This is a genomic window from Methylotenera mobilis 13, assembly GCF_000384255.1.
Classification (GTDB): domain Bacteria; phylum Pseudomonadota; class Gammaproteobacteria; order Burkholderiales; family Methylophilaceae; genus Methylotenera; species Methylotenera mobilis_B.
In genome coordinates this window covers 1215332-1236838 of sequence record NZ_KB913035.1, presented here as the reverse complement: position 1 = coordinate 1236838, position 21507 = coordinate 1215332, and the positions used below count along the sequence as shown (strand labels likewise).

At 43.8% G+C, this 21507-nt stretch carries 15 protein-coding genes; 9 read left to right on the top strand and 6 right to left on the bottom strand.

Going from position 1 to position 21507, the window contains the following annotated elements:
* Window positions 1-2 precede the first annotated feature (2 nt).
* Window positions 3-3443: a transcription-repair coupling factor gene (mfd, locus tag A391_RS0105915; protein ID WP_019898059.1), complete on the top strand. Its 3441-nt coding sequence runs from the start codon at window positions 3-5 to the stop codon at window positions 3441-3443.
* A 70-nt stretch (window positions 3444-3513) separates the two neighbouring features.
* Here mfd and A391_RS13760 read toward each other — a convergent pair whose 3' ends face one another.
* A complete protein-coding gene (locus A391_RS13760; protein ID WP_019898057.1) occupies window positions 3514-4041 on the bottom strand; it encodes a hypothetical protein in 528 nt (175 codons plus the stop codon).
* A 374-nt stretch (window positions 4042-4415) separates the two neighbouring features.
* Between A391_RS13760 and A391_RS0105905 the strand changes: the two genes are divergently transcribed.
* Window positions 4416-6371, top strand: a complete 1956-nt coding sequence (locus tag A391_RS0105905; protein ID WP_019898055.1) for a putative bifunctional diguanylate cyclase/phosphodiesterase — start codon at window positions 4416-4418, stop codon at window positions 6369-6371.
* Here A391_RS0105905 and hflX read toward each other — a convergent pair.
* The 4 genes from hflX to A391_RS13755 form a co-directional block, all read right to left on the bottom strand.
* The gene (hflX, locus tag A391_RS0105900; RefSeq protein WP_019898054.1) at window positions 6363-7724 is read right to left on the bottom strand and encodes a GTPase HflX; all 1362 of its coding nucleotides are present in this window, start codon (window positions 7722-7724) and stop codon (window positions 6363-6365) included. The genes A391_RS0105905 and hflX overlap by 9 nt on opposite strands.
* Window positions 7725-7878: 154 nt before the next feature.
* Window positions 7879-8994, bottom strand: coding sequence for an alanine dehydrogenase (ald, locus tag A391_RS0105895; RefSeq protein ID WP_019898053.1), 1116 nt, complete (start codon window positions 8992-8994; stop codon window positions 7879-7881).
* 156 nt (window positions 8995-9150) lie between these two features.
* Entirely contained in the window at window positions 9151-12510 is a 3360-nt protein-coding gene (locus tag A391_RS0105890; protein WP_019898052.1) for a UvrD-helicase domain-containing protein, read from the bottom strand.
* Window positions 12507-15218: a PD-(D/E)XK nuclease family protein gene (locus A391_RS13755; protein WP_019898048.1), complete on the bottom strand. Its 2712-nt coding sequence runs from the start codon at window positions 15216-15218 to the stop codon at window positions 12507-12509. Before A391_RS13755 ends, A391_RS0105890 begins: the two co-directional genes overlap by 4 nt.
* A gap of 75 nt (window positions 15219-15293) precedes the next feature.
* Here A391_RS13755 and A391_RS0105880 point away from each other — a divergent pair, with 75 nt between their 5' ends.
* The 7 genes from A391_RS0105880 (at window position 15294) to mltF (ending at window position 20489) form a co-directional block, all read left to right on the top strand.
* Entirely contained in the window at window positions 15294-15686 is a 393-nt protein-coding gene (locus A391_RS0105880) for a hypothetical protein (protein WP_019898047.1), read from the top strand.
* Window positions 15687-15693: 7 nt separating this feature from the next.
* Complete coding sequence (greB, locus tag A391_RS0105875; protein ID WP_019898046.1) at window positions 15694-16188, top strand: transcription elongation factor GreB; 495 nt, start codon at window positions 15694-15696, stop codon at window positions 16186-16188.
* Window positions 16185-16535 (top strand): DUF3147 family protein, encoded by a 351-nt coding sequence (locus A391_RS0105870; protein ID WP_019898045.1) that lies wholly within the window; start codon window positions 16185-16187, stop codon window positions 16533-16535. The genes greB and A391_RS0105870 overlap by 4 nt, the downstream gene beginning before the upstream one ends.
* Before the next feature lie 6 nt (window positions 16536-16541).
* Window positions 16542-17663, top strand: coding sequence for an elongation factor P maturation arginine rhamnosyltransferase EarP (gene earP / locus A391_RS0105865; protein ID WP_019898043.1), 1122 nt, complete (start codon window positions 16542-16544; stop codon window positions 17661-17663).
* A 36-nt stretch (window positions 17664-17699) separates the two neighbouring features.
* Entirely contained in the window at window positions 17700-18260 is a 561-nt protein-coding gene (gene efp, locus A391_RS0105860) for an elongation factor P (protein ID WP_019898041.1), read from the top strand.
* Window positions 18261-18387: 127 nt separating this feature from the next.
* On the top strand, window positions 18388-19059 hold the full coding sequence (gene rpiA / locus A391_RS0105855; RefSeq protein ID WP_019898036.1) for a ribose-5-phosphate isomerase RpiA: 672 nt from the start codon (window positions 18388-18390) through the stop codon (window positions 19057-19059).
* Window positions 19060-19091: 32 nt separating this feature from the next.
* Complete coding sequence (gene mltF / locus A391_RS0105850; RefSeq protein ID WP_088177635.1) at window positions 19092-20489, top strand: membrane-bound lytic murein transglycosylase MltF; 1398 nt, start codon at window positions 19092-19094, stop codon at window positions 20487-20489.
* A gap of 101 nt (window positions 20490-20590) precedes the next feature.
* Here mltF and A391_RS0105845 read toward each other — a convergent pair whose 3' ends face one another.
* Window positions 20591-21463, bottom strand: coding sequence for an EamA family transporter (locus A391_RS0105845; RefSeq protein WP_019898034.1), 873 nt, complete (start codon window positions 21461-21463; stop codon window positions 20591-20593).
* Window positions 21464-21507: the final 44 nt, after the last annotated feature.

Sequence of the window (21507 nt, the reverse complement as noted above, 5' to 3'; positions counted from 1 at the left end):
CCATGACGCAGAACACCCTGCCAATCCCTAATAAAGGCCAAGCAAATCGGCTAACACTCAAAAACAGTGGCGAAGATGCTTTTGCACTAGCTATGTTGGCCATGCAATCTAAAACGCAGAAACCTAATCAACCCTTAGTGATAATCACTGCGGGCGGATTTGATGCGCAGAGGCTATTAGAGGAAATCCCTTACTTTGCACCAAGCTTATCCGTGCATTTACTACCGGATTGGGAAACATTACCTTATGACCAGTTTTCACCGCATCCAGACTTAATTTCAGATCGCCTCACCACGCTCTACCATATCGCGCAAAACGCATGTGATGTCGTCATTGTGCCGTTGGCAACAGCGCTCATTCGCTTAAGCCCTAAGGCTTATCTAAGTGCCAATACGTTTATGCTCAAAAAAGGGCAGACACTAGATATTGAAGCACTACGTATGCAATGTGCAGAAGCGGGTTATCACCATGTTACGCAGGTAATCTCTCACGGTGAGTTCAGTGTGCGCGGTGGTTTAGTGGATTTATTCCCGATGGGTTCTGCACTGCCATACCGGATTGATCTGTTTGACGATGAAATTGAATCCATCCGCACTTTTGACGTAGACACACAGCGCAGCCTTTACCCTGTGCCAGAAATACGTTTACTGCCAGCACGTGAGTTTCCACTAGATGAAACGGGGATTGCGCTGTTCCGTAGCCAATTTCGCGAAACATTTGAAGGCGACCCGCAACGCGCAAAAATCTATAAAGATGTGAGCAAAGGTATCGCCTCTGGTGGTATTGAGTGGTATTTACCCCTATTTTTTGAACAAACCGCCACACTGCTTGATTATTTGGCAACTGACAGTCTGCTATGCCTGCATGGCGACCTAGACTCAAGTGCGCAGCAGTTTTGGCGAGAGGCACAATCTCGCTACCGTACATTGGCCCATGATGCTGAGCGTCCATTACTACCGCCAGAAAAACTGCTGATTAAAACTGAAGATTTTTTCAGTGCAACACATACCTTTGCCAGAGTGGTACTCACTAGTGGTACTTTGGAAGCCGGAAAAACCACTAGCACGTTGCCAGCACTTGATATTGAGCGCCGTGCAGAGCAACCAATACATAAATTAACCACGTTTATCACTGAATTTAAAGGCCGCATCCTCATTGTGGCTGAAAGCCTTGGTCGTCGTGAAACCATGAGCCAGTTATTTGCAGAACATGGCTTAAAAGTTGCCATCTGCGAAACCTGGGCTGAGTTTCAAGCCAGTGATGCACATGTGATGTTGGGTGTTAGCGCACTACACAGTGGTGTCGCTTTTAAAGATAACCACGCACAATCGATTGCTATCATTACTGAGGCAGAATTATATGCTGCCACCGTGCGCCAACAGCGTCGTCGAGAGAAAGAAAAAGCCCGCAGTACAGAAGGCATGCTCAAAGACTTATCTGAGTTGCGTATCAACGACCCTGTCGTGCACGAGCAACATGGCGTAGGTCGTTATAAAGGCTTAATTAACCTAGACCTAGGCGAAGGTGAAACTGAGTTCTTACTGTTAGAGTATTACGGTGACGATAAGCTATATGTGCCAGTATCACAGTTATTTATCATCTCACGTTACTCTGGTGGACCCCCAGAATCCGCCCCATTACACCGTTTAGGCAGTGGCAGTTGGGAAAAAGCTAAGAAAAAAGCACTGAAACAAATCCGCGACACTGCGGCTGAGTTACTGAATCTTTATGCGCAACGTGCTGCAAGACGTGGCCATGCTTTCACTTTAAGCCTGCAAGATTACGAAGCATTCAGCGAGGGCTTTCCGTTTGAAGAAACGCCAGACCAACTGGAAGCGATTGAAAACGTCATTAAAGACATGCAATCAGGCCGTCCGATGGATAGGTTGGTATGTGGCGATGTTGGTTTTGGTAAAACCGAAGTTGCACTACGCGCAGCATTTGTTGCCGTGATGGGTGGCCGTCAAGTTGCGGTGCTCGTACCGACCACCCTGCTGGCAGAACAGCATTTCAATAACTTCAGTGACCGCTTTGCCGAGTGGCCGATTAAAATCGCAGAAATATCACGTTTTAGAACAGCAAAAGAACAGGCTGAAGCTTTACGTGGGCTAGAGGCTGGTGAAATTGATATTATTATCGGCACTCATCGTTTAATTCAAAAAGACGTCAAGTTCAAAAATCTGGGTTTAGCGATTCTGGATGAAGAGCACCGTTTTGGCGTGCGCCAAAAAGAACAACTCAAGGCATTACGTGCAGAGGTTGATGTACTGACACTGACAGCAACCCCTATTCCGCGTACATTAAGCATGGCAATGGAAGGCTTGCGTGAGTTTAGTGTGATTGCCACACCACCGCAAAAACGCCTAAGCATCAAAACATTCCATACCGAATATTCAGAAGGCATCATCCGCGAAGCGGTGACCCGTGAGTTTAAACGTGGCGGTCAGGTTTACTTCCTGCATAATGAAGTGGATACCATACACTCTATGCGCGAAAAACTTGAGCGTATTCTGCCAGATGCACGCATTGCCGTTGCCCACGGACAGTTACGCGAACGTGAGCTAGAGCATGTGATGCGTGACTTTTATCACCAACGCTACAATCTATTGCTTTGCACCACCATTATCGAAACTGGTATTGATGTGCCAACGGCTAATACCATCATCATGAACAAAGCAGATATGTTTGGCCTAGCGCAAATGCATCAACTGCGTGGCCGTGTAGGACGCTCGCATCATCAAGCCTACGCCTACCTGCTCACGGAAGCTGGCCGTAAAATCACAGTACAGGCACAAAAACGCCTAGATGCGATTCAATTGATGGAAGACCTTGGCGCGGGGTTCCACCTTGCGATGCACGACTTAGAGATTCGTGGCGCAGGTGAATTGCTTGGCGACTCACAAAGCGGTGAGATGCAAGAAATCGGCTTTAATTTATATGCTGATATGTTGAACCACGCTGTGAAACAACTGAAAGCTGGCAAAGAACCAGACCTAAACGCACCATTAGGCGTGACCACAGAAATCAATCTACATACCCCTGCACTGCTCACCAACGAGTACTGTCCAGACGTGCATGAACGTTTGGTCATCTATAAACGCTTGGCTAACTGCAACGACGACGATAGTTTAGATAACTTGCAAGAAGAGCTGATTGATCGCTTTGGCTTACTGCCTGAGCAGGGCGAAGCATTAATCGCTTGCCACCGCCTGCGTATTGCCGCAAAGCCATTAGGTATCATTAAGATTGACGCCTCGGATGCAGCGATTCAACTACAATTTAACCCTAAAGCCGATATAGACCCGCTCAAGTTAATTAATCTTTTACAACGTGACAGAAGATGCCGCATGAATGGGCCAGATAAGCTCAGAGTTTCAGTAGAATTTGAAGCAATTAATCTGCGTGCAGACTTTGTAAAAAGCTTACTAAAGGAGTTTGTTTAAAGATCGCTGCATGACACCCGCTGAGATAGTCACTGCAATTCAACATGAGTAAACTACAAGACGGCTTAATTCAGCTTAGGCCTTTTTCTAGTTTTATTAGCGTCTGCATTTTTAGACTGTCTTTCACGATCTTACGAATTTTAGCAATCGTATACAAGTCAGTTGACACAATCATCAATATCTCACCTTTTGCGATTCTATTTTTATATTTGCTAAGATCTGTATTAAAAATATTAACCCCCAAGAATGCCGCACCTATCGCAGTCAATATAGCACCTAACGATATAGTGACCATTAACACAATATACCAAGGTGATTGGCTATACCAAGTGGGTGAAGAGGTCAGCCAACTTGGCACAAACAAGACATATAAACCGGCTAACAAACCAAACCCCATGCCATACAGTATTCCTTTTTCACCCTCATGAAGAAAGTTACTACCCTCGGCTGCATTTGCCTTATTTAAATCAGCTAAATTAGTCTCTTGGTTTGCTAAGAAATGAATGTCTTTATTCTCGACCAACCCAGCAAGCAATGCACTTCTGACTTGAATAGATGTTTCCAAATTTGGCATCATAAATTCTATTCTGGTTTTCATATGCTACTCCTCAGTGCTATTACTCAGTGATTGCCTATGGTTTTTTGGAGATTAGATATTATTTAAGACATATCAACAACTTAGCCAAAATGACAACCGTCATCATTATTTCCGATGAATGTGATAGCATTCTCTATAAATGTAGTGATTCACATTGAAATTAAAAGCACAGCTTTAATACTGTTGGTATCATCAATCGCTTAAGTGCAATGTGTGTAGGCTACCAATCCTTATCATAATTTATCTACATCTCAATATTTAATCTGTACGCTACCAAACATTGCAACTACTTTAATATCACTGCGTAAAACCAAACCTTGTCACAATATAAAATCAATCTACAATGCAGTATATATGTCTAAAAAGGCTCAGTAGTGAATCAGCTGTTCAACAAAATAATATCTAAGCTAGATTTAATCGTCTTGCGCATCGTAGGCATCTACCTTGCGTTAGGCCTGCTTTGGATATTTGTTTCTGACTCAGCGCTATTTAAGCTCATTGCTAATCATGAAGAACTCTCACTGTTTAACACCTATAAAGGTGTCGCCTTTATTTTGGTCACAGCAGTAATCCTATATTCTTTATTCCGTAGAACCCTACAGCAACAAAAACTGGTTGAACAGTCACTACAAGCAAGTGAAGAGCGCTGGAAATTTGCGCTGGAAGGTTCTGGCGATGGTGTGTGGGATTGGGATATTCCTTCTGACCACGTTTTTCGCTCTGCGCGGTGGCATGAAATTTATGGCTACACTGAAAATGAAATAGCGCCTACAGCTACTGCTGGTAGAGAATTGGTACATCCAGACGACTTGAACACATTAGTAAGTGATGTACAAGACTACTTTACTGGGGACAAAGACATCTATGTTTCAGAGTTCCGTCTACGCTGCAAAGATGGCTCATGGAAATGGACATTAAGCCGTGGCATGGTCGTCACTAGGTCTGAAGACGGAAAACCGATTAGGATGATTGGCACTCATACCGACATTACAAACCGCAAAACATCAGAAGCTCAAGTGACGCATTTAGCACACTATGATCAATTAACCGGTCTACCAAACCGCGTGCTGTTTCTTGACCGCTTAAGACAAGATATTAAAAAAGCACAACGAACTGGACAAAGCGTGACGCTCATGTTCTTAGACTTAGATAAGTTCAAAGAAGTAAACGATTCACTTGGGCACGATATCGGCGACATGCTGTTAAAAGGTGTTGCGCGACGCTTAGAAAGTTGTGTACGTGAATCTGATACTGTGGCACGGATGGGCGGAGATGAGTTTACAATTATTCTGAGTGATATCAATAGCCAAATCAATATAGAGCGTATTGCTCAAGATATTTTAGAAAAGATGACTACACCCTTTCATCTTGGCGATGAAGTCATCCACGTTTCAACCAGCATTGGCATTAGCAATTATCCTAAAGATGGAGACGAGGTAGAACTGCTACTCAAAAATGCAGACCAAGCCATGTATGCAGCTAAGGAGCAAGGAAGGAACCGTTTTCAGTATTTCACACCGATTATGCAAGAAGAAGCATTAAAACGTATGCGCCTAATCAGCGATTTATGGGGTGCTTTAAATGACAACCAGTTTAGAGTGTACTATCAACCCATTGTGGATCTTGCAACAGGTGCTGTTTTTAAAGCAGAAGCACTCATACGCTGGCAACACCCAACGCGAGGCTTAGTCAGCCCCAATGAGTTTATTCCAGTGGCTGAAGATACTGGTTTAATTGTAGATATTGGTGATTGGCTTTTTAATGAAGTTGCCAGCCAAACTGCAAAATGGAAACAACGTTATCCTAATCTGCAAGTAAGCGTCAATAAATCACCTGTGCAATTTAGAAGTGTGCACGATAATTGCACTAATTGGATAGAACAGTTAAAACAACTAGGTTTATCTGGTGAAAGTTTTATTGTCGAGATTACAGAGGGTCTGTTACTGGATGCTAGGGATTCTGTGATTAACCAACTGAATGCATTCAGAGAGGCTGGGATGAAAATCGCGATTGACGATTTTGGAACTGGATATTCATCACTAGCTTACCTACGAAAGTTCGATATTGATTTCGTTAAGATTGACCGCTCATTCACCTCTAATATCGCTCCCAACTCTAGTGATATGGTATTGTGCGAAGCGATTATCGAGATGTCACACAAACTTGGCATGAAAGTGATTGCTGAGGGCGTAGAAACTAATGAGCAACGCGATTTGTTACGTAGCGCTGGCTGTGACTTTGCACAAGGCTATTTATACTCTAAACCAGTGACTATCGACCAATTCGAAAGCCTTCTGGACGCTACGCAATCAAATTTTTCATTAGACTGATTTAATACCTTGGCTTAACTTAACGCTTTCAGTGAGCTTATTAATGGCACTGGGTTCTCCCCGTACTTTAAAAAACGCGCCTTCATGGTCAGAAGTTTCGGCTAACACTTGGCAAGTCGCATAAATATCTTTACGTAACTGCTGTGCTTCCCAAGGTAAGAACAGTTCCGCCTCAACTTGATCCTGCTGATAAAATTCGACTATTTTTTTATGTAGCATCGCTACATCTTCAGGCCGTCTAGCGCTCATCACCACACAATCAGGATAACGGCTCTGCAAGGTGATTTCTAGCTCAGCCTGTGCTGTTGCGTCTCCCACAAAGTCAATTTTATTGAACACACGAATACGCGGCACCTCATCTGCACCAATCTCGCTCAACACCTCATTGGTCACTTCAAGCTGACGCTCAAATCCAGGGTCGCTAGCATCAATCACATGTAGCAATAGCGACGCATCCAATGCTTCATCTAACGTTGATTTAAACGAAGCGACAAGACCGTGCGGTAAGTTCTTAATAAAGCCAACTGTGTCACTTACCAGAATACGTGGAATACTCTCTGGGTAAAGCGCACGCACAGTGGTATCGAGTGTGGCAAATAATTTATTGGCCACTAGTACTTCACTACCTGTCAGTGCTCGCATTAAAGTAGATTTACCTGCGTTGGTGTAGCCAACCAGTGCAACACCCGCCAAGCCCTGACGCTCTTGCCTGCGCGCACGTTGTGTTTTACGTTCTGCTTCCATCGCGAGAATATCTTGCTGCAATTCAGCAATGCGATCACGGATTTTACGTCTATCCAACTCAGTATGTGACTCACCCGCACCTCGCCCACCTTCACCACTACGCTGCCTGCCTTGAGGGCCAGCTAGTTTTGCAGCTTCACGCAGACGTGGCGCCATATAGCCTAAACGTGCGATTTCAACTTGTGCGCGTGCTGCGCGAGAACGGGCATTACGGTGAAAAATCTCCAAAATCACCATGGTGCGGTCCATCACCTCGCAGCCCACCTCTTTTTCAAGATTACGCGCTTGTGATGGCGAGATTTCATGGTCGACTAGTACAGTATCTATTTCCCAATCGTTGATATTGGGTGGCGCTTTATCAAACTCAACTTCATATGATTCATGATTAACAAAAGCACGAATCTCTTCACGCTTACCTTCACCGAGATAAGCTTTGATATCAAACCCTGCACGTTTCTGCACAAAGGTCTTTACCACATCGTAACCTAAGGTTTTTGCTAGCTCGCGTAGCTCGGTGAGCGAGGCTTCAAACTCGGCATCACTGACGTTAGGCAATTGAACAGCCGCGACCAGCGCGAGATTTGAACGCTCTTTAACTTCTTTTTGCATTAGGTACTTTATGTCTTAATTTGTTGAGGTCAAATAGTACCTGAAAAGTGCAATATAGCCTTATTGAGTTTCAAAAATTGAATGGCATTATTTAAGTTAAGCGCTAAAAATCATGCACTAAACATAGCGATTAAACACATTTTCCATCGGGCATTTACAGTATACCTAATACTTCTGCTGGCGCATGAAAAGCAAACCCCAAAGCAGTGGCTACAGGTAGATTAGTCACTTTCCCTTGATGAATATTTAAGCCATTTCTCAGATCCTCATCATCTCGTAACGCTTGTAAACCCTTATCCGCCAGCGCAATTACATAAGGCAGTGTGGCATTATTGAGCGCATACGTAGAAGTGCGGGGTACAGAGCCAGGCATGTTTGCGACGCAGTAATGAATCACGCCATCCACAAGATAAGTCGGGGCATCATGCGTGGTGGGATGCGCGGTTTCACAGCACCCGCCCTGATCTATCGCCACATCGACAATCACACTGCCAGATTTCATACGCGACACTATTTCACGGGTAATCAGCTTAGGAGCAGATGCGCCAGGAATCAAAACCGCACCAATCACTAAATCAGCCATCACGCAGTATTGTTCAATCGCATCGGCTGTTGAGCTAACGGTATGCAGTCGATGACCAAACTGCTTTTGAAGCTTATGCAATACATCTATATTGCGGTCTAACACGGTGACATTAGCCCCCATACCCAGTGCAACATCAATTGCATGCACACCTACTACACCGCCACCTATCACGGTAACCATGGCAGGTTCCACACCTGGTATACCGCCCAGCAATATGCCTAAACCACCATGTGCTTTTTCAAGAAAATACGCTCCTGCCTGCACAGCAAGCCTACCCGCCACCTCAGACATAGGCGCTAATAGTGGCAAACCACCGCGACCCGTTACTGTCTCATAAGCAATACAGCTTGCACCCGAATCAATGAGGTCAATCGCTTGTTGCGGGTCTGGTGCCAAATGCAAATAAGTAAATAGCATCTGGCCTGATTGTAACCACTGCCTCTCCACAACTTGTGGTTCTTTGACTTTAACAATCAATTCCGCGGTTTTAAATAGCGCTTGTGCAGAATGAACAATGGTTGCGCCAGCCGCCAGATAGTGTTCATCTGTTGCACTAATGCCAACACCAGCACCCGTCTCTACCAACACTTCATGACCTCGTGATACTAGCTCACGTACGTTTTCAGGTACTAGGCCTACTCGATATTCTTGTACTTTTATTTCTTTAGGCACACCAATGAGCATGAGCAAATACTCCTTCATCATTTTTGGGTTACAGAGCGTGGTTACAGTGATTTGGTACAGTACCAGCACCGCTAGCACTGGCTAAACTTTGCTCAACCTAATTGCACTGTTGTTTATTACACGGTGTTTAATGCACTGATATTTATTAACAGTCATTTAGAGGATGACTAGTTTCCCTAAACTTAAAAATAAAATCGCCTTTTGTATAGGGGTTGCCTGATCTGCAAATAGCGTTGCATAGTCCTCTAACTGAGTATGATATTGTTCTGCAATGATCTTCAGTTCACTATCGGCCAGATTACTCTCTAAACTCACCGATTTGTAATCAATAATCCAACGAATGCCATCTTCAATAAACGTACGGTCTATCACATAACTTTTCACTACATCATGATGACAGCGAGTAATACCTAACTCAACCCCAGCATCGGCTCTTGTTTTTAACACCCACTGTCCATCAGCGCTATTAAGGGTTTGTATTAGTATCCGCTGCACGGTAGCCGCCGCATCGTTAGCCAATTGCTCAGTATGACCCTGCTGACGTAACCAATGTTGCATAGCTGGCTTAAGTGTTTCAATGTGAGCTACAGTCCAGTGAGATAACGCCTGTTGCGCAATCATCTCCATATATCGGTGAGCCAATGTACCAATATCGGCCTCTAGGCTACTCTGGTAACTGGGTTTTGTGTTAGGTTTTGAATATAGTGCTGTCGCCTTGTTCGTCTGTAGAATTGACGGCACAGCAGGCTGAACAAGCCTGACCAGTTGTGGTGTAAAGCTAGTAATGTCTTCTTGCTCTTGATGAGCAGACTCCAATTGCAAATCAGCTTCAAATATCGGGGCAACCGTAGGCCATAATAAATCTAAATAAGTATTCTTGGTGGGGCTAATCTCACCCTTCGCAGTTTGATTAGCAATACCGACCAAATGCAGTTTACGCTCTACGCGCGTTGCTGCCACGTAAAGCACCCGTGCAGATTCATTAGCATCCCGCGCTTTCTCACGCGATGCCAAATAATCATAAGGGCTGACCGACTCTTTATCGCGCGCACCTTTAGGAATATACGGCGCAGCAAGCAATTCATGGCTATGTGGTGTTTTAACTTCTTCCCATAGCACTAAAGGCTGATCGCTATTATTACCACCTGTTGATGCCCCTAGCCCTAATAAAATCACCGTATCAAACTCTAAGCCTTTAGATTTATGGATGGTCATCATTTGCAGATGCTCACCGTGGCTATCAGGTGCGGCAAACAATTTAGTGATTTCACTTTGCATGCGCTCTGGTGAAAATTGGTTACTACGGTCGAGATTATCTAAACAAGCAAAAAATGCTTGCACATCAACCACATCAGCCTGCTCCCATAAGCAATCTGGGCCGTTTAGCATTAACCACACGCCGCGAATCCATCTGCTTACATTCATACGGCCTTGGTTTGCATAAGCTTCTAGTAACACTTCACGCAAGTGAAGTAAACGCGCCTGCCCATCAGTAGAGAGGCGACCAACCACCTCACTATCCTGCATGAGTGACCAAATCGTCTGAAGATGGTCGTGCCCAGCCAAAGCATATAAATCATGCAAGGTTAAGCCGCACCAAGGGGCGCGCAGAATCGCCAGCCAATGCACACGGTCCGCACGGTGATGCAATGCATGCATCAGTGATAATAAGTCTTGCACAATCTGGCGGCCTTCAAGCGCTTCAATCTCTACCGCCTGAAAAGGAATCTCTTTATAATCGCGGCGCAGTTGGCTCACCAAGTTTGCCAAGTGTTTTTTAGAGCGCACGAGCACCGCTATTTTTTGATTAGGATTAGCTGTTCGCTCTTTTTGAATAATACGAATCACCGCTTCGGCTTCGCGTTGCGCAGCTGTGTCATAGCTTTCATCGGCTTGTTTAATGATAGGGTGCACTTCCACACCCGCATCTGGTAGCGCTTGTTTTGTCGCGATAAATGGCCGGTAATGAATCGCCCCTTGCATCACTTCATCATGCTGTGGAAATATCGGGGCAAAGGTCTGGTTAATCCAGTTTACAATTTCAGGACATGAGCGATTATTACGATAAAGCTGTAAGCGTTCCAAATAGATACTGCCTATACCATTGACAGACGCATCGATAAACAACCCTACATTTGCCTTACGGAAACGGTAGATGGACTGCATCGGGTCACCTACCGCAAATAAGGTGCGCCCATCATCGGCCTGCCAGCCAAGCGTTAGCTGTTCAATCAACGCTACTTGGCTAGGGCTAGTATCTTGAAACTCATCTACCAACAAATGCTGAATTTGATAATCAAGCTTTAGCGCTAATTCTGTAGGCTCACCAAAATGGTCAGTCAATGCATGGGTCGCACGCTGTGCAATTTCAACAAAATCCACTTCGCCTGCACGTTGAAACACCAACCACAACTCAGCAACTGCAAGCGTCAGCAGCTTAGAAAGCGTCGTAATGATTTGCCAACCAGTGTTTTCATGACTTAAATTAGGTAATGAACGCACACGATGCAGAGCATCAACATCTTCAATCGCATTGATAATTTCTACCAATGCGCTCTTCTGGGCGCGGCCTTCATCGGTAGCGGGAAAACCAACTTTCACATTAAGGCCGCCCTCTTTACGTGCCTCACCTTTAGCAGTTAATAACAACTCTGCCACAGCGCACCACATAGGTAGCGCCTCTTGCTTTTGTACGATTGGCGTTTCCCAGTCTATCAATAAAGCAATGGCATGGTCACATGGCAAGTTAGATGCGGCAAAACGTGCGATCGGCATTAACAAATGCTGTAATCTAAATGGCATGGCAAGCGCAGCTGCTTCAAGCTCCTGCTCTACCAAATAACGCAAAGTTTGCTGCAATGCCTCTGCATCGACCTCATGCTGCGCGTGATGCAGCCATTGGTCGCGTTTTTCCAGCATTTTAACTAGCAGATTTTTAAGCTGATTTGCATCATTATCGACATAGCGTAACGCTGTTTTTACCAACTCACTATGCTCACTGCTATCCACCAAAGCAAGCGCCTGCTCTGCTGCTTGTGCATACAAAACACCAGCATCAACCGTTACCCCAGGCTGTGCGCCAAAGCGGCTCATCAACGGCATTTGCCTTGCTAAATGCGCACATAAACTATCAATGGTAAAAATACGTAAGCGAGAGGGGTTTTCAATCAATTGCCAATTGTGTTGTTCAGACTGCTGCAACGCCTTCAAACTCAACTGGTAGGTAATTTGCTTATGTGGCTCAGCAGGCTTATCTTGGCTAGCAGCCCTCAATAAACTATCCAATATCCGCAAGCGCATTTCTGCCGCGGCTTTATTGGTAAAAGTAATGGCAATAATCTCTTCTGGTGCCTTGACGGTTTGCAATAATTTTAAATATCGCTGGGTGAGCAACTCTGTTTTACCTGCCCCAGCAGGTGCTTCTACAATAAATGAAGTTAAGTCGAGTGCGCGTAAACGGTTTTGTGCATCATCAGCTAAAGCATCTGACGCCATGTGATTCACTTTGTCACTCATACAATGACACCTTGTGTATCATTACCCTGAAACCGCTCAAATTGTAATTGTCGCTCAGGCAACCTAAGTAAAGTCGTCACTTCGCAGTACATCAAGTCTGCCTCATCATTGAAACGTGTAGCAGCCTCGCCAGATCTCAGTTCGAGTGCAATTTCTTCAATAGACGTTTTCCAATGGTTTAACAAATGCGGCCAATCTACAAAATTTTGTGTGAAAGTTGGTTTACGTTTGGCTTGCTCAGTCTCGAAGTTATCCTCACCCACGCCAGAAAATTCATGATCAGCAGTTTTCACCATGCCAAAATAGATGCCAGCAACAGGATGCGTGTTATCTGGATAAAAGCTGGCATAAATCGGCAACTGTGGCTCTGTAATGCGGTCTTCACCCCAGTTCTTGGTTTTGGGTGTTTGCCCAGTTTTATAATCAATAAATTCTAAACCACCGCTCTCTAACTGGTGAATGCGGTCGATTTTCAAAGTCACTTCAATCCCGCAAATTTGCACGACTTTAGTGACTTCACAACCCACTATTTTAAATACAACACCACGCTCTTTTTCAAACTTTAGCCAATCACCAACCAGTTTAAAAAGCCGCTCATGCTCCAGCTCAAGTATCGCTGGTGATGCAACATCATTTTCTGATACAAAAGCCTCTAAAGTAAGCGTCACCGCCTGCGTTAACGCTTTGGTAAAGTCATCCACACTCATATCGCGTAAATCTGCAAAATGACGTTGACGCCAAAACCGCTCCAGCACATCATGCACCAATGAACCACGTGTAATATTATCTAATCCACTGGTTGGCACTTTGAGTGCCTTCGCCCCTAAGCGATATTGGTAAAAAGCCCAAGCAGGACAAACCGCCTGCGCTTTCAGCAAGCCTGTGCCGCCAGAAACGTGCTCACCTTCATTCACAATCGGCGCCATATGGTCATCGATGTGAGCCAAAGTTTCATATGCTAGGGTTTCATGTGTTTTAGCGCTTAACTGTTCGGCTAAAGTCTCGGCCAACGGTAGCTCACTATTCAATACTGGAATATTTTGCATCAATGGTGATGCGCGTAACTGGCTCTCGCCTTCAGTACGACTACTTGAGAATATAAGCTCACGAGCAGAATGCAAAAGGCGCTGATGTATGGTTGCCGCAAACGTTGCCTGAACACTGTCATCAGCATTCGGCAACCCTGCCAAGCGCTGAATAAAAGCAGGTAACAATGGGTTAGGACGCGCCGGAGGCGGCCAAACATGGTCATTCATATGCATACACCAAATGGCATCGACTGGCTGACTCAGCCCTTCCATAATCCCCAATATCTGAATCACGGGTACTTGCTCAGTTTCTGGCTGAAATACTTGATTAGTACAAATTTGCTGCAAATAAGCCACCGCTTGTTTTGCTGAAATACGCTTTCCCAGCACATCCAACTGCGCTAATTGCTGTAATGCCTTTTGCCATGCGTTCATCGCTTGATACTCAAGGCTACTAATATTGCGTTCACCTGGCCAACGCAAATGGTCAAGCAAGCCGTCTAACAAACTCCCCCACTGTGACGCATACACGACTTTGTTGGGAATGGCTGCAATTACTGATTTAAGATCATGCAATAGCTGCGCTAAGTTCAGCCCATCGTCATGCTGCCTTTGTAGAAACTCAATAAAATGCGCCAAAGTAAACTGCATAGGTAGCTTTTCACGCACTTTTGCATCAAGCAAGGCTCTTGCATCTGCTTCTTGCTGGCTCGCAGACCAAAACGGGGAAAGCAGCATGGCAGACACATCAGCATAAGCTAACTGATACGCTGTCACTAACCTTAACAGATTCAGTGCTGACTGAATCACAGGCTGTTGAGCTAGCGGCGTACCTAAAGAAAAGTTATAACGTCGTGGCATAGCCGCCAAGCTAGGGCGCACGCTTTCAGGGTAAAAAACATCATCCAGCAAATCGGCTAGTTGGTTTCTTATCTCGCTTAATCTGGGTGTGACAATAGCAATCGTCGCTTTAGGATGCTCTTTCAGATATTGCGCTGCCCATGCTACTGCGGCTCTACATTCTGCATCACCATGCTCTAAGCCTACATGGTGTGTTTGCGCAGGTTCACTTGCTATCGTGATATAGTCAGCCACCTCCACACCGCGCTGCATCAAAATATCGCGCAATCGTTTTTCTTGTGGTGCGGTTTGATCAAACCCTGCAAACTCAATACGAGATGGCAACGCGCTACTAACATTAGCCAAATGCGATAACTGCCAATCTAAATAACGCACACTTTCCAATGCATTCAGTTCGCCACAACGCACCTGAAAAGCATGCTGCCACAGCATAAATTGGCGCGACTCCTCTGCCTGGTGTTCGCGCGACACATGCAAATGCCAGGCAACCACATAACGGTTTGCCTCCATCGCCGCTTTTGCCAAACCAGAAACATCAAACAACTCGCCAAATGCATTTTTCTTCAGCGACTGTGTAATCACCTCTTCCCACAACAACTGCTCGTTAAATACACTTAAAGCATAGGGAGATGATTGCGCTACAATCTCACCTGTTAGCAAGCCCTCTTCAATGATACGATCTAACCATTGTGATAGAGTCTGTACTTCTGGACTAAGCCATTGGCTTTTCTGTGCCTCAATCTGCTGCTTCGCAATGTCGTTTTGAATACTGCGTGCCAAGCGGGCTGATGGGCAAAGAATAAGAGGCTTTAAAGTCATTTCACAATTCTATTGGATTATTTGTAATAGGCAAATAAAATAGCTTCATTCACAAACGAAAGCCTGAAAAGAATCATGGTCAATCGATTTCAAAAAATTCTTACTTATTTCATCTTGTTATTGCTAGTACCTGCTGGCTTGGCCGCACTTTATACATGGGCTTCATTGAGCTGGGTATACTCCTCTGGCGAGCGTGCAGGCTATGTACAAAAACTCTCGCAAAAAGGCTGGATTTGCAAAACTTATGAAGGTGAGCTCATCTTAGTATCCATGCCAGGCACGCAAGCTGAAAAGTTCTTTTTTACCGTCAGAGATGAAAATGTCGCTAAAAAAATCAACGCAACTGTTGGTGATCGCGTTCGATTAATTTACGAAGAACACAAAGGCGTGCCTACCACTTGTTTTGGTGAAACCAGCTTTTACATCAAAGATGTGAAATTGCTAGGCGAAACTAAAGCTAAGCAATAATTACCTCATGGCTGCTACCGACGAAAAAAACTACATTACCCCTGAAGGCTTTGCCGCACTTAAAGCAGAATTTCATCAACTTTATAAAATTGAACGCCCAGAAGTCGTCCGCACTGTTTCGTGGGCTGCAAGCAATGGTGACCGTAGCGAAAATGGCGACTATATTTACGGAAAGCGTCGCCTGCGCCAAATCGATAGCCGATGCCGCCACCTTATGCGGCGTATGGATTTAGCAGAAATTGTGGACGCAAGCCAACAACAGCACCTAGAAAAAGTATATTTTGGCGCATGGGTCACTTTATATAGTTTAGATGACGATACTGAGCATACTTACCGTATCGTAGGCAAAGACGAGTTAGAGCCCAGCAAAGGCTATATTAGCTGGATTTCACCACTAGCAAAATCTATATTAGGCAAATCCATAAGTGATACGGTCCGTGCGGCGACACCTAAAGGTGAAGAAACATTTGAAATCATCGAGATTCAATATCTAAAACCATGACCTATCTGATTATCAAATATCTGCTAACTGCTTTAGCTATCGTCCTTATTTCCGAAATCGCTAAAGTCAGCGATAAAGTTGGCGGCTTAGTAGCTGCACTACCTATTATCACAATTATCAGTTTAATTTGGTTATACGCTGAACACCAACCCACAGCTAAAATCGCTAACCACGCTTACTATACGTTTTGGTATGTGATACCAACATTACCCATGTTCCCAGTCTTTGCACTACTCTTACCAAAATTTGGATTCTGGCCTACATTAACAGCCTGCATTTTACTGACTGTAGTGCTGTTTTATGGGTACGCCCAATTGCTTAAAGTTTTTAATATTCATTTGCTGTAGATTCAAATGGCAACCAACAAACATTGGGATATCTTCTGCAAAATAGTCGACAACTTCGGCGATATTGGCGTTTGTTGGCGTCTTGCTAAGCAATTACAGAACGAGCACCAATTAACAATCCGTTTATTCATTGATGATCTCCATGTTGCTAAACACCTGATTCCAACGCTAGACACATCACTAGCGCAGCAAACGATTCAAAACATCACCATTATTGCATGGCATACAGACACCAAATTTGCCAATGCCGCACAGGTTGTGATTGAAAGCTTTGCCTGCGAATTACCACCGCCATATTTAGCATTAATGCATCCTGATACCATCTGGATTAATTTAGAATACTTATCAGCCGAAACTTGGGTCGATGATTTTCATGCAAAAAACTCAAAACGAGGTCAATTAACACGCCACTTCTTCTTTCCTGGCTTCACCTCCAAGACTGGCGGACTATTGCGAGAACATGATATTGTTAATGCTAAGCAACAACACCTTCTGAAAAGCTCAACATTACCCGCCCATGACCACTTAAAAGTATCGTTATTTTGTTATCCGCACGCACCTATTGCCTCACTGTTAACAGCCATAGTAAACTCAAACCAACAAGTAAGCTGTTATGTACCTAACAGCAATACTTTATCTAGTGTAGCCAAGTTTTTTGAGCGAGAATCATTACACCCTGGCGATCAACTTACATATAAAAACCTGACCCTACACGTCATCCCATTCTTAAGCCAAGATGATTACGACAAACTACTCAGCAGCTGCGACCTTAATTTTGTGCGCGGTGAAGATAGTTGGATACGCGCCATTTGGGCGGGAAAACCATTTATTTGGCAACCCTACCTGCAAACGGAACAAACACATATTAAAAAACTGCATGCGTTCTTAAACTTATATTATTCAGACTGCCCACCAACAAGCAAAGAATCAATATTCGCTTTACATGACGCATGGCTATCTCAAGAAATATCAAGCACAACATGGCAAGCATATTTAATCCATTTGGACAAAATCAAACAATATGTCGCACAACAATCCTACACACACTCGCAGCAAACTGACCTTGCTACTAAGTTAGTGATTTTTAGTGAAAAAATGATAAAAAATATCGAAGAAAATAAGGTATAATGCGCGATTTTACGCATTTAGAATTTAAGGCAACCTATGAAAACAGCACAAGAACTCCGCGCCGGTAACGTGATTATGGTGGATAACGTTCCACTAGTTGTAGTAAAAGCAGAATACAACAAATCAGGCCGTAGCACTGCGGTCGTAAAAATGAAGTTCAAAAACTTATTAACAGAAGCACCTAGCGAAAGCATTTACGGCGCAGGTGATAAGTTTGACGTGATCGTGCTTGAGAAAAAAGAAGTGACTTACTCTTACTTTGCTGACCCAACTTACGTATTCATGGATGCTGAATACAACCAATACGATGTAGACGCAGAGTTTATGGAAGATGCGTTACCATACCTAGAAGACGGCATGCCGGCTGACTTACGCTTTTACGACGGTAAAGCAATTACAGTTGAGTTACCAACAACTGTTGTGCGTGAAATCACTTACACTGAGCCAGCAGTTAAAGGCGACACTTCAGGTAAGGTAATGAAACCAGCTAAAATTGCATCAGGCTTTGAATTACCAGTGCCTTTATTCTGCAGCCAAGGCGATAAAATTGAAATTGACACACGTACAGGCGAATACAAAAACCGCGTGATGAAATAATTTAACTATCTAAAAAATAGTAAAATAATTTTAAAAGGGAGCAACTAGCTCCCTTTTTTTATGACTAAGGAAAGTAAATCGCGTTAATATAGTCAAATAATAAGTACAAAAGTCATGGGGATGCAAAATGAATGACAAACAATTAGTCGCGCTACATGCTGCTAAATACGTCAAAGATGGCATGCTAGTTGGTCTAGGTACAGGTTCAACAGCAAATTTTTTCATTGAAGAGCTTGCAAGATTACAGCAAGAACAAGGCCTGAAGTTTACAACCATCGCTAGCTCTACCATTAGCGCGCAAAAAGCACAGTCATTACAATTACCGATCGTTGCAATTGAGCATGTCAGCAGCATTGACCTATATGTCGACGGTGCAGATGAAATCACGCCTGACAACACCTTGCTCAAAGGCCGTGGTAGTGATCTTGTGAAAGAGAAATTATTAGCTAAAGCTGCTACGCAATTTATTGCCGTTGCAGATGCAAGTAAACTGGTGAGCTATATTGGGCAAAATTTCACCATCCCAATTGAAGTCATTCCCTTTGCATGGCAAATGGCAAAAAAGAATTTAGAAGCAGTAGGCGGAATAGGTGATTTACGTCCAAATGCAGCAAAAGATGGATTTTGGATTACCTCTCATGGTAGCTATGTGCTTGACATGAGATTTGATGCTAGTATTAATGCCAGCACATTAAACGCATTAATCAACAACACGCCAGGAGTAGTTGAACACGGAATTTTCCATCAACTCACTGACCTTGTATTAATCGCCCAAGATGGCGTGGTGAGCGAGCGCTAAGCTTGTTAGCTTTTTTAAAAAATAAGCAGTGGATGCGATCTATCTCTATCGCACTTTTCTGTATTTGTTTTATTGGCTGTAAACCGGCAGATGAAGTCGACAAGGCCCCTGCTATCGACCCCAATAAAAAGGAAATTGTGTTTGTTACCCACAATGGCCCATCTACCTATTATTTAAATAACGACAACCAGCCAGCAGGGATTGAATACGATCTAGCCTCGCTATTTGTTAAAACCTACTTCCCTGATCATGAAGTTCGTTTTTTATTAGTAAACAGTATCAGTGATGTTATTCCTAGCTTACTGAAAGGTAAGGCACATATTGCCGCCGCCAACCTAAGTGTCACTCACCTGCGTAAGCACCTCGTTATATTCTCAACCCCCTATCAAGAAACTCAACAACAACTCATTTTCAACAATGAAGTCAATAAAAAACCAAAAGATATCAGCGACATCTTCGACAAGAAAATTAGCGTGCCAGAAGGAACAAGTTACGAGGAACATCTAGCGGCTTTACAGAAGAAGCATAGCTTACTCAAATGGCATAGTGCAAAACGTACCAACACTGAGTCTTTGTTAGAGGAAGTAGCAGATGGCTTGCTAGATTTCACTGTGGCTGACAGCCATTTAGCTGCGTTAATGCAAAACTATCACCCTAACCTTGATGTGGCCATGCCTATAGGAACTGCTGATAAAATTGCATGGGCGATGTCTAAAAACTCTGAGCCACAACTCATTGCGAAGATAAATACGTTTTTTTCAAAAATCAAAAAAGATGGCACCTTACGCAATCTCCTTGATCGCTATTATGGTCATAACAAACGTCTTAATTCACTAGACGTGACCACGTTCCTAAAACGTACCAATAGCCTACTACCTAAATATATTCATTTATTTAAACAAGCTCAAGATATCACAGGGATAGATTGGCGATTACTCGCGGCAGTGAGTTATAGAGAGTCACATTGGGATACCTACAACACATCACCAACCAATGTACGAGGACTGATGATGCTAACAGAAGGCACGGCAGACCTGATGGGTGTGACGGATCGACTAGACCCCAAGCAAAGCATACCAGCGGGTGCTAAGTACCTACTTAAACTAATCGACACTATCCCTGAACGCATCCCAGAACCAGACAGGACCTACATGGCACTCGCCTCTTACAATATTGGCTATGCACACGTTGAAGACGCTCGGGTACTGGCAAAAAGACTAGGATTAAACCCAGATAGTTGGGCGGATGTGAAAAAAACATTAGTGCTATTGAAAAACCCTGAGTACTACACCACACTCAAATACGGCTACGCCAGCGGCGGTGCCCCCGTTATTTTTGTAGAGTCAGTACGTAGTTATCAGCGTATATTAGAAAAACATCAGCCTAGCCACAACCCTGAGTTGGATAAGTTTAGGATTGCTCGTAATTAGCCTGTTTTGCATATGGACTAAGCAAACAATATAGAGTTAGACCTACTGATTCAGATAGTGATTATTTAGGCAAACAGGCTAAATGCATGATAGTTGGAGCGCTAAGCAACCAATACCAAGAAACTTCCAACCATCATCACGACACTGGCCAGCAATTTTCTGAGAATATTTTTTTCATTGAATACTCGATAGCCAATGAACACCTGTAACACCATGCCCAATTGAAAAAGCGCCAAAGCATAAGCTACCAGCATATGTTCAAGTAATAATAACGTCAGATACTGCATGAAAAACACCGTAAGACCAATTAGCAAGATACTGTACAAATGGGGCTTAGTCGCTTTTATTTCTTGTTGAATTTTATGAGGAAGAAAAAAGTAATTACTAATTAGGATAAGTGGAAGCCCGATTAATGACCAAAAAATCATGGTAGCTAGAGCGCCGCCATCACCCACTGATTTCTTAAGAAAAATCGTTCCTACTGAGAACAATATAATAGATAAAAAGCGTGCTCGAACACCTTTGTCTGAAAGCAAGTTTATCAACCTGTTTGCTTGGTGCGTACGTACTGGCGGCATCAAAAAGAAACTACCGACAATAATAATCAGCACCCCTAAAAATCCCTGAACACTTGGTATCTCATTAAGAAATAGCATCGCCAGCAACATGGAGACGGCAACTTTGTATGCGTTTAATGGCCCAAACACTGAAAGGTCTGTTTTAGAGAGCGAAAGCACCAAAAACATCCAACCAGCCACATCAAACAATGAGGCTAGCGATACATTTACCAAGAAGTTGTAGGTTAAATGATTGAGTTCAATCACACCTAGAAAAGGTGCTGCTAACAAGCTCAGGACACAATAGGTGGTCGCAACGATGTAAAACGGATGCAAGCCATGATGTGAGAGTTTTTTCTGATAGACATTGGACGCCAGAGAAAATATCAGGCGTCCACATACGTAAACGATTTCCACTTAATTAAGGTGCTAGAACTACAGTATTAAATATAATATTGGCG

Excerpts from the sequence above, each read along its gene's own strand:
- mfd (WP_019898059.1), top strand. The coding sequence starts at position 3 with ATGACGCAGAACACCCTGCCAATCCCTAATAAAGGCCAAGCAAATCGG.
- A391_RS13760 (WP_019898057.1), bottom strand. The coding sequence starts at position 4,041 with ATGAAAACCAGAATAGAATTTATGATGCCAAATTTGGAAACATCTATT.
- hflX (WP_019898054.1), bottom strand. The coding sequence starts at position 7,724 with ATGCAAAAAGAAGTTAAAGAGCGTTCAAATCTCGCGCTGGTCGCGGCT.
- ald (WP_019898053.1), bottom strand. The coding sequence starts at position 8,994 with ATGCTCATTGGTGTGCCTAAAGAAATAAAAGTACAAGAATATCGAGTA.
- A391_RS0105890 (WP_019898052.1), bottom strand. The coding sequence starts at position 12,510 with ATGAGTGACAAAGTGAATCACATGGCGTCAGATGCTTTAGCTGATGAT.
- A391_RS13755 (WP_019898048.1), bottom strand. The coding sequence starts at position 15,218 with ATGACTTTAAAGCCTCTTATTCTTTGCCCATCAGCCCGCTTGGCACGC.
- A391_RS0105880 (WP_019898047.1), top strand. The coding sequence starts at position 15,294 with ATGGTCAATCGATTTCAAAAAATTCTTACTTATTTCATCTTGTTATTG.
- greB (WP_019898046.1), top strand. The coding sequence starts at position 15,694 with ATGGCTGCTACCGACGAAAAAAACTACATTACCCCTGAAGGCTTTGCC.
- A391_RS0105870 (WP_019898045.1), top strand. The coding sequence starts at position 16,185 with ATGACCTATCTGATTATCAAATATCTGCTAACTGCTTTAGCTATCGTC.
- earP (WP_019898043.1), top strand. The coding sequence starts at position 16,542 with ATGGCAACCAACAAACATTGGGATATCTTCTGCAAAATAGTCGACAAC.
- efp (WP_019898041.1), top strand. The coding sequence starts at position 17,700 with ATGAAAACAGCACAAGAACTCCGCGCCGGTAACGTGATTATGGTGGAT.
- rpiA (WP_019898036.1), top strand. The coding sequence starts at position 18,388 with ATGAATGACAAACAATTAGTCGCGCTACATGCTGCTAAATACGTCAAA.
- mltF (WP_088177635.1), top strand. The coding sequence starts at position 19,092 with ATGCGATCTATCTCTATCGCACTTTTCTGTATTTGTTTTATTGGCTGT.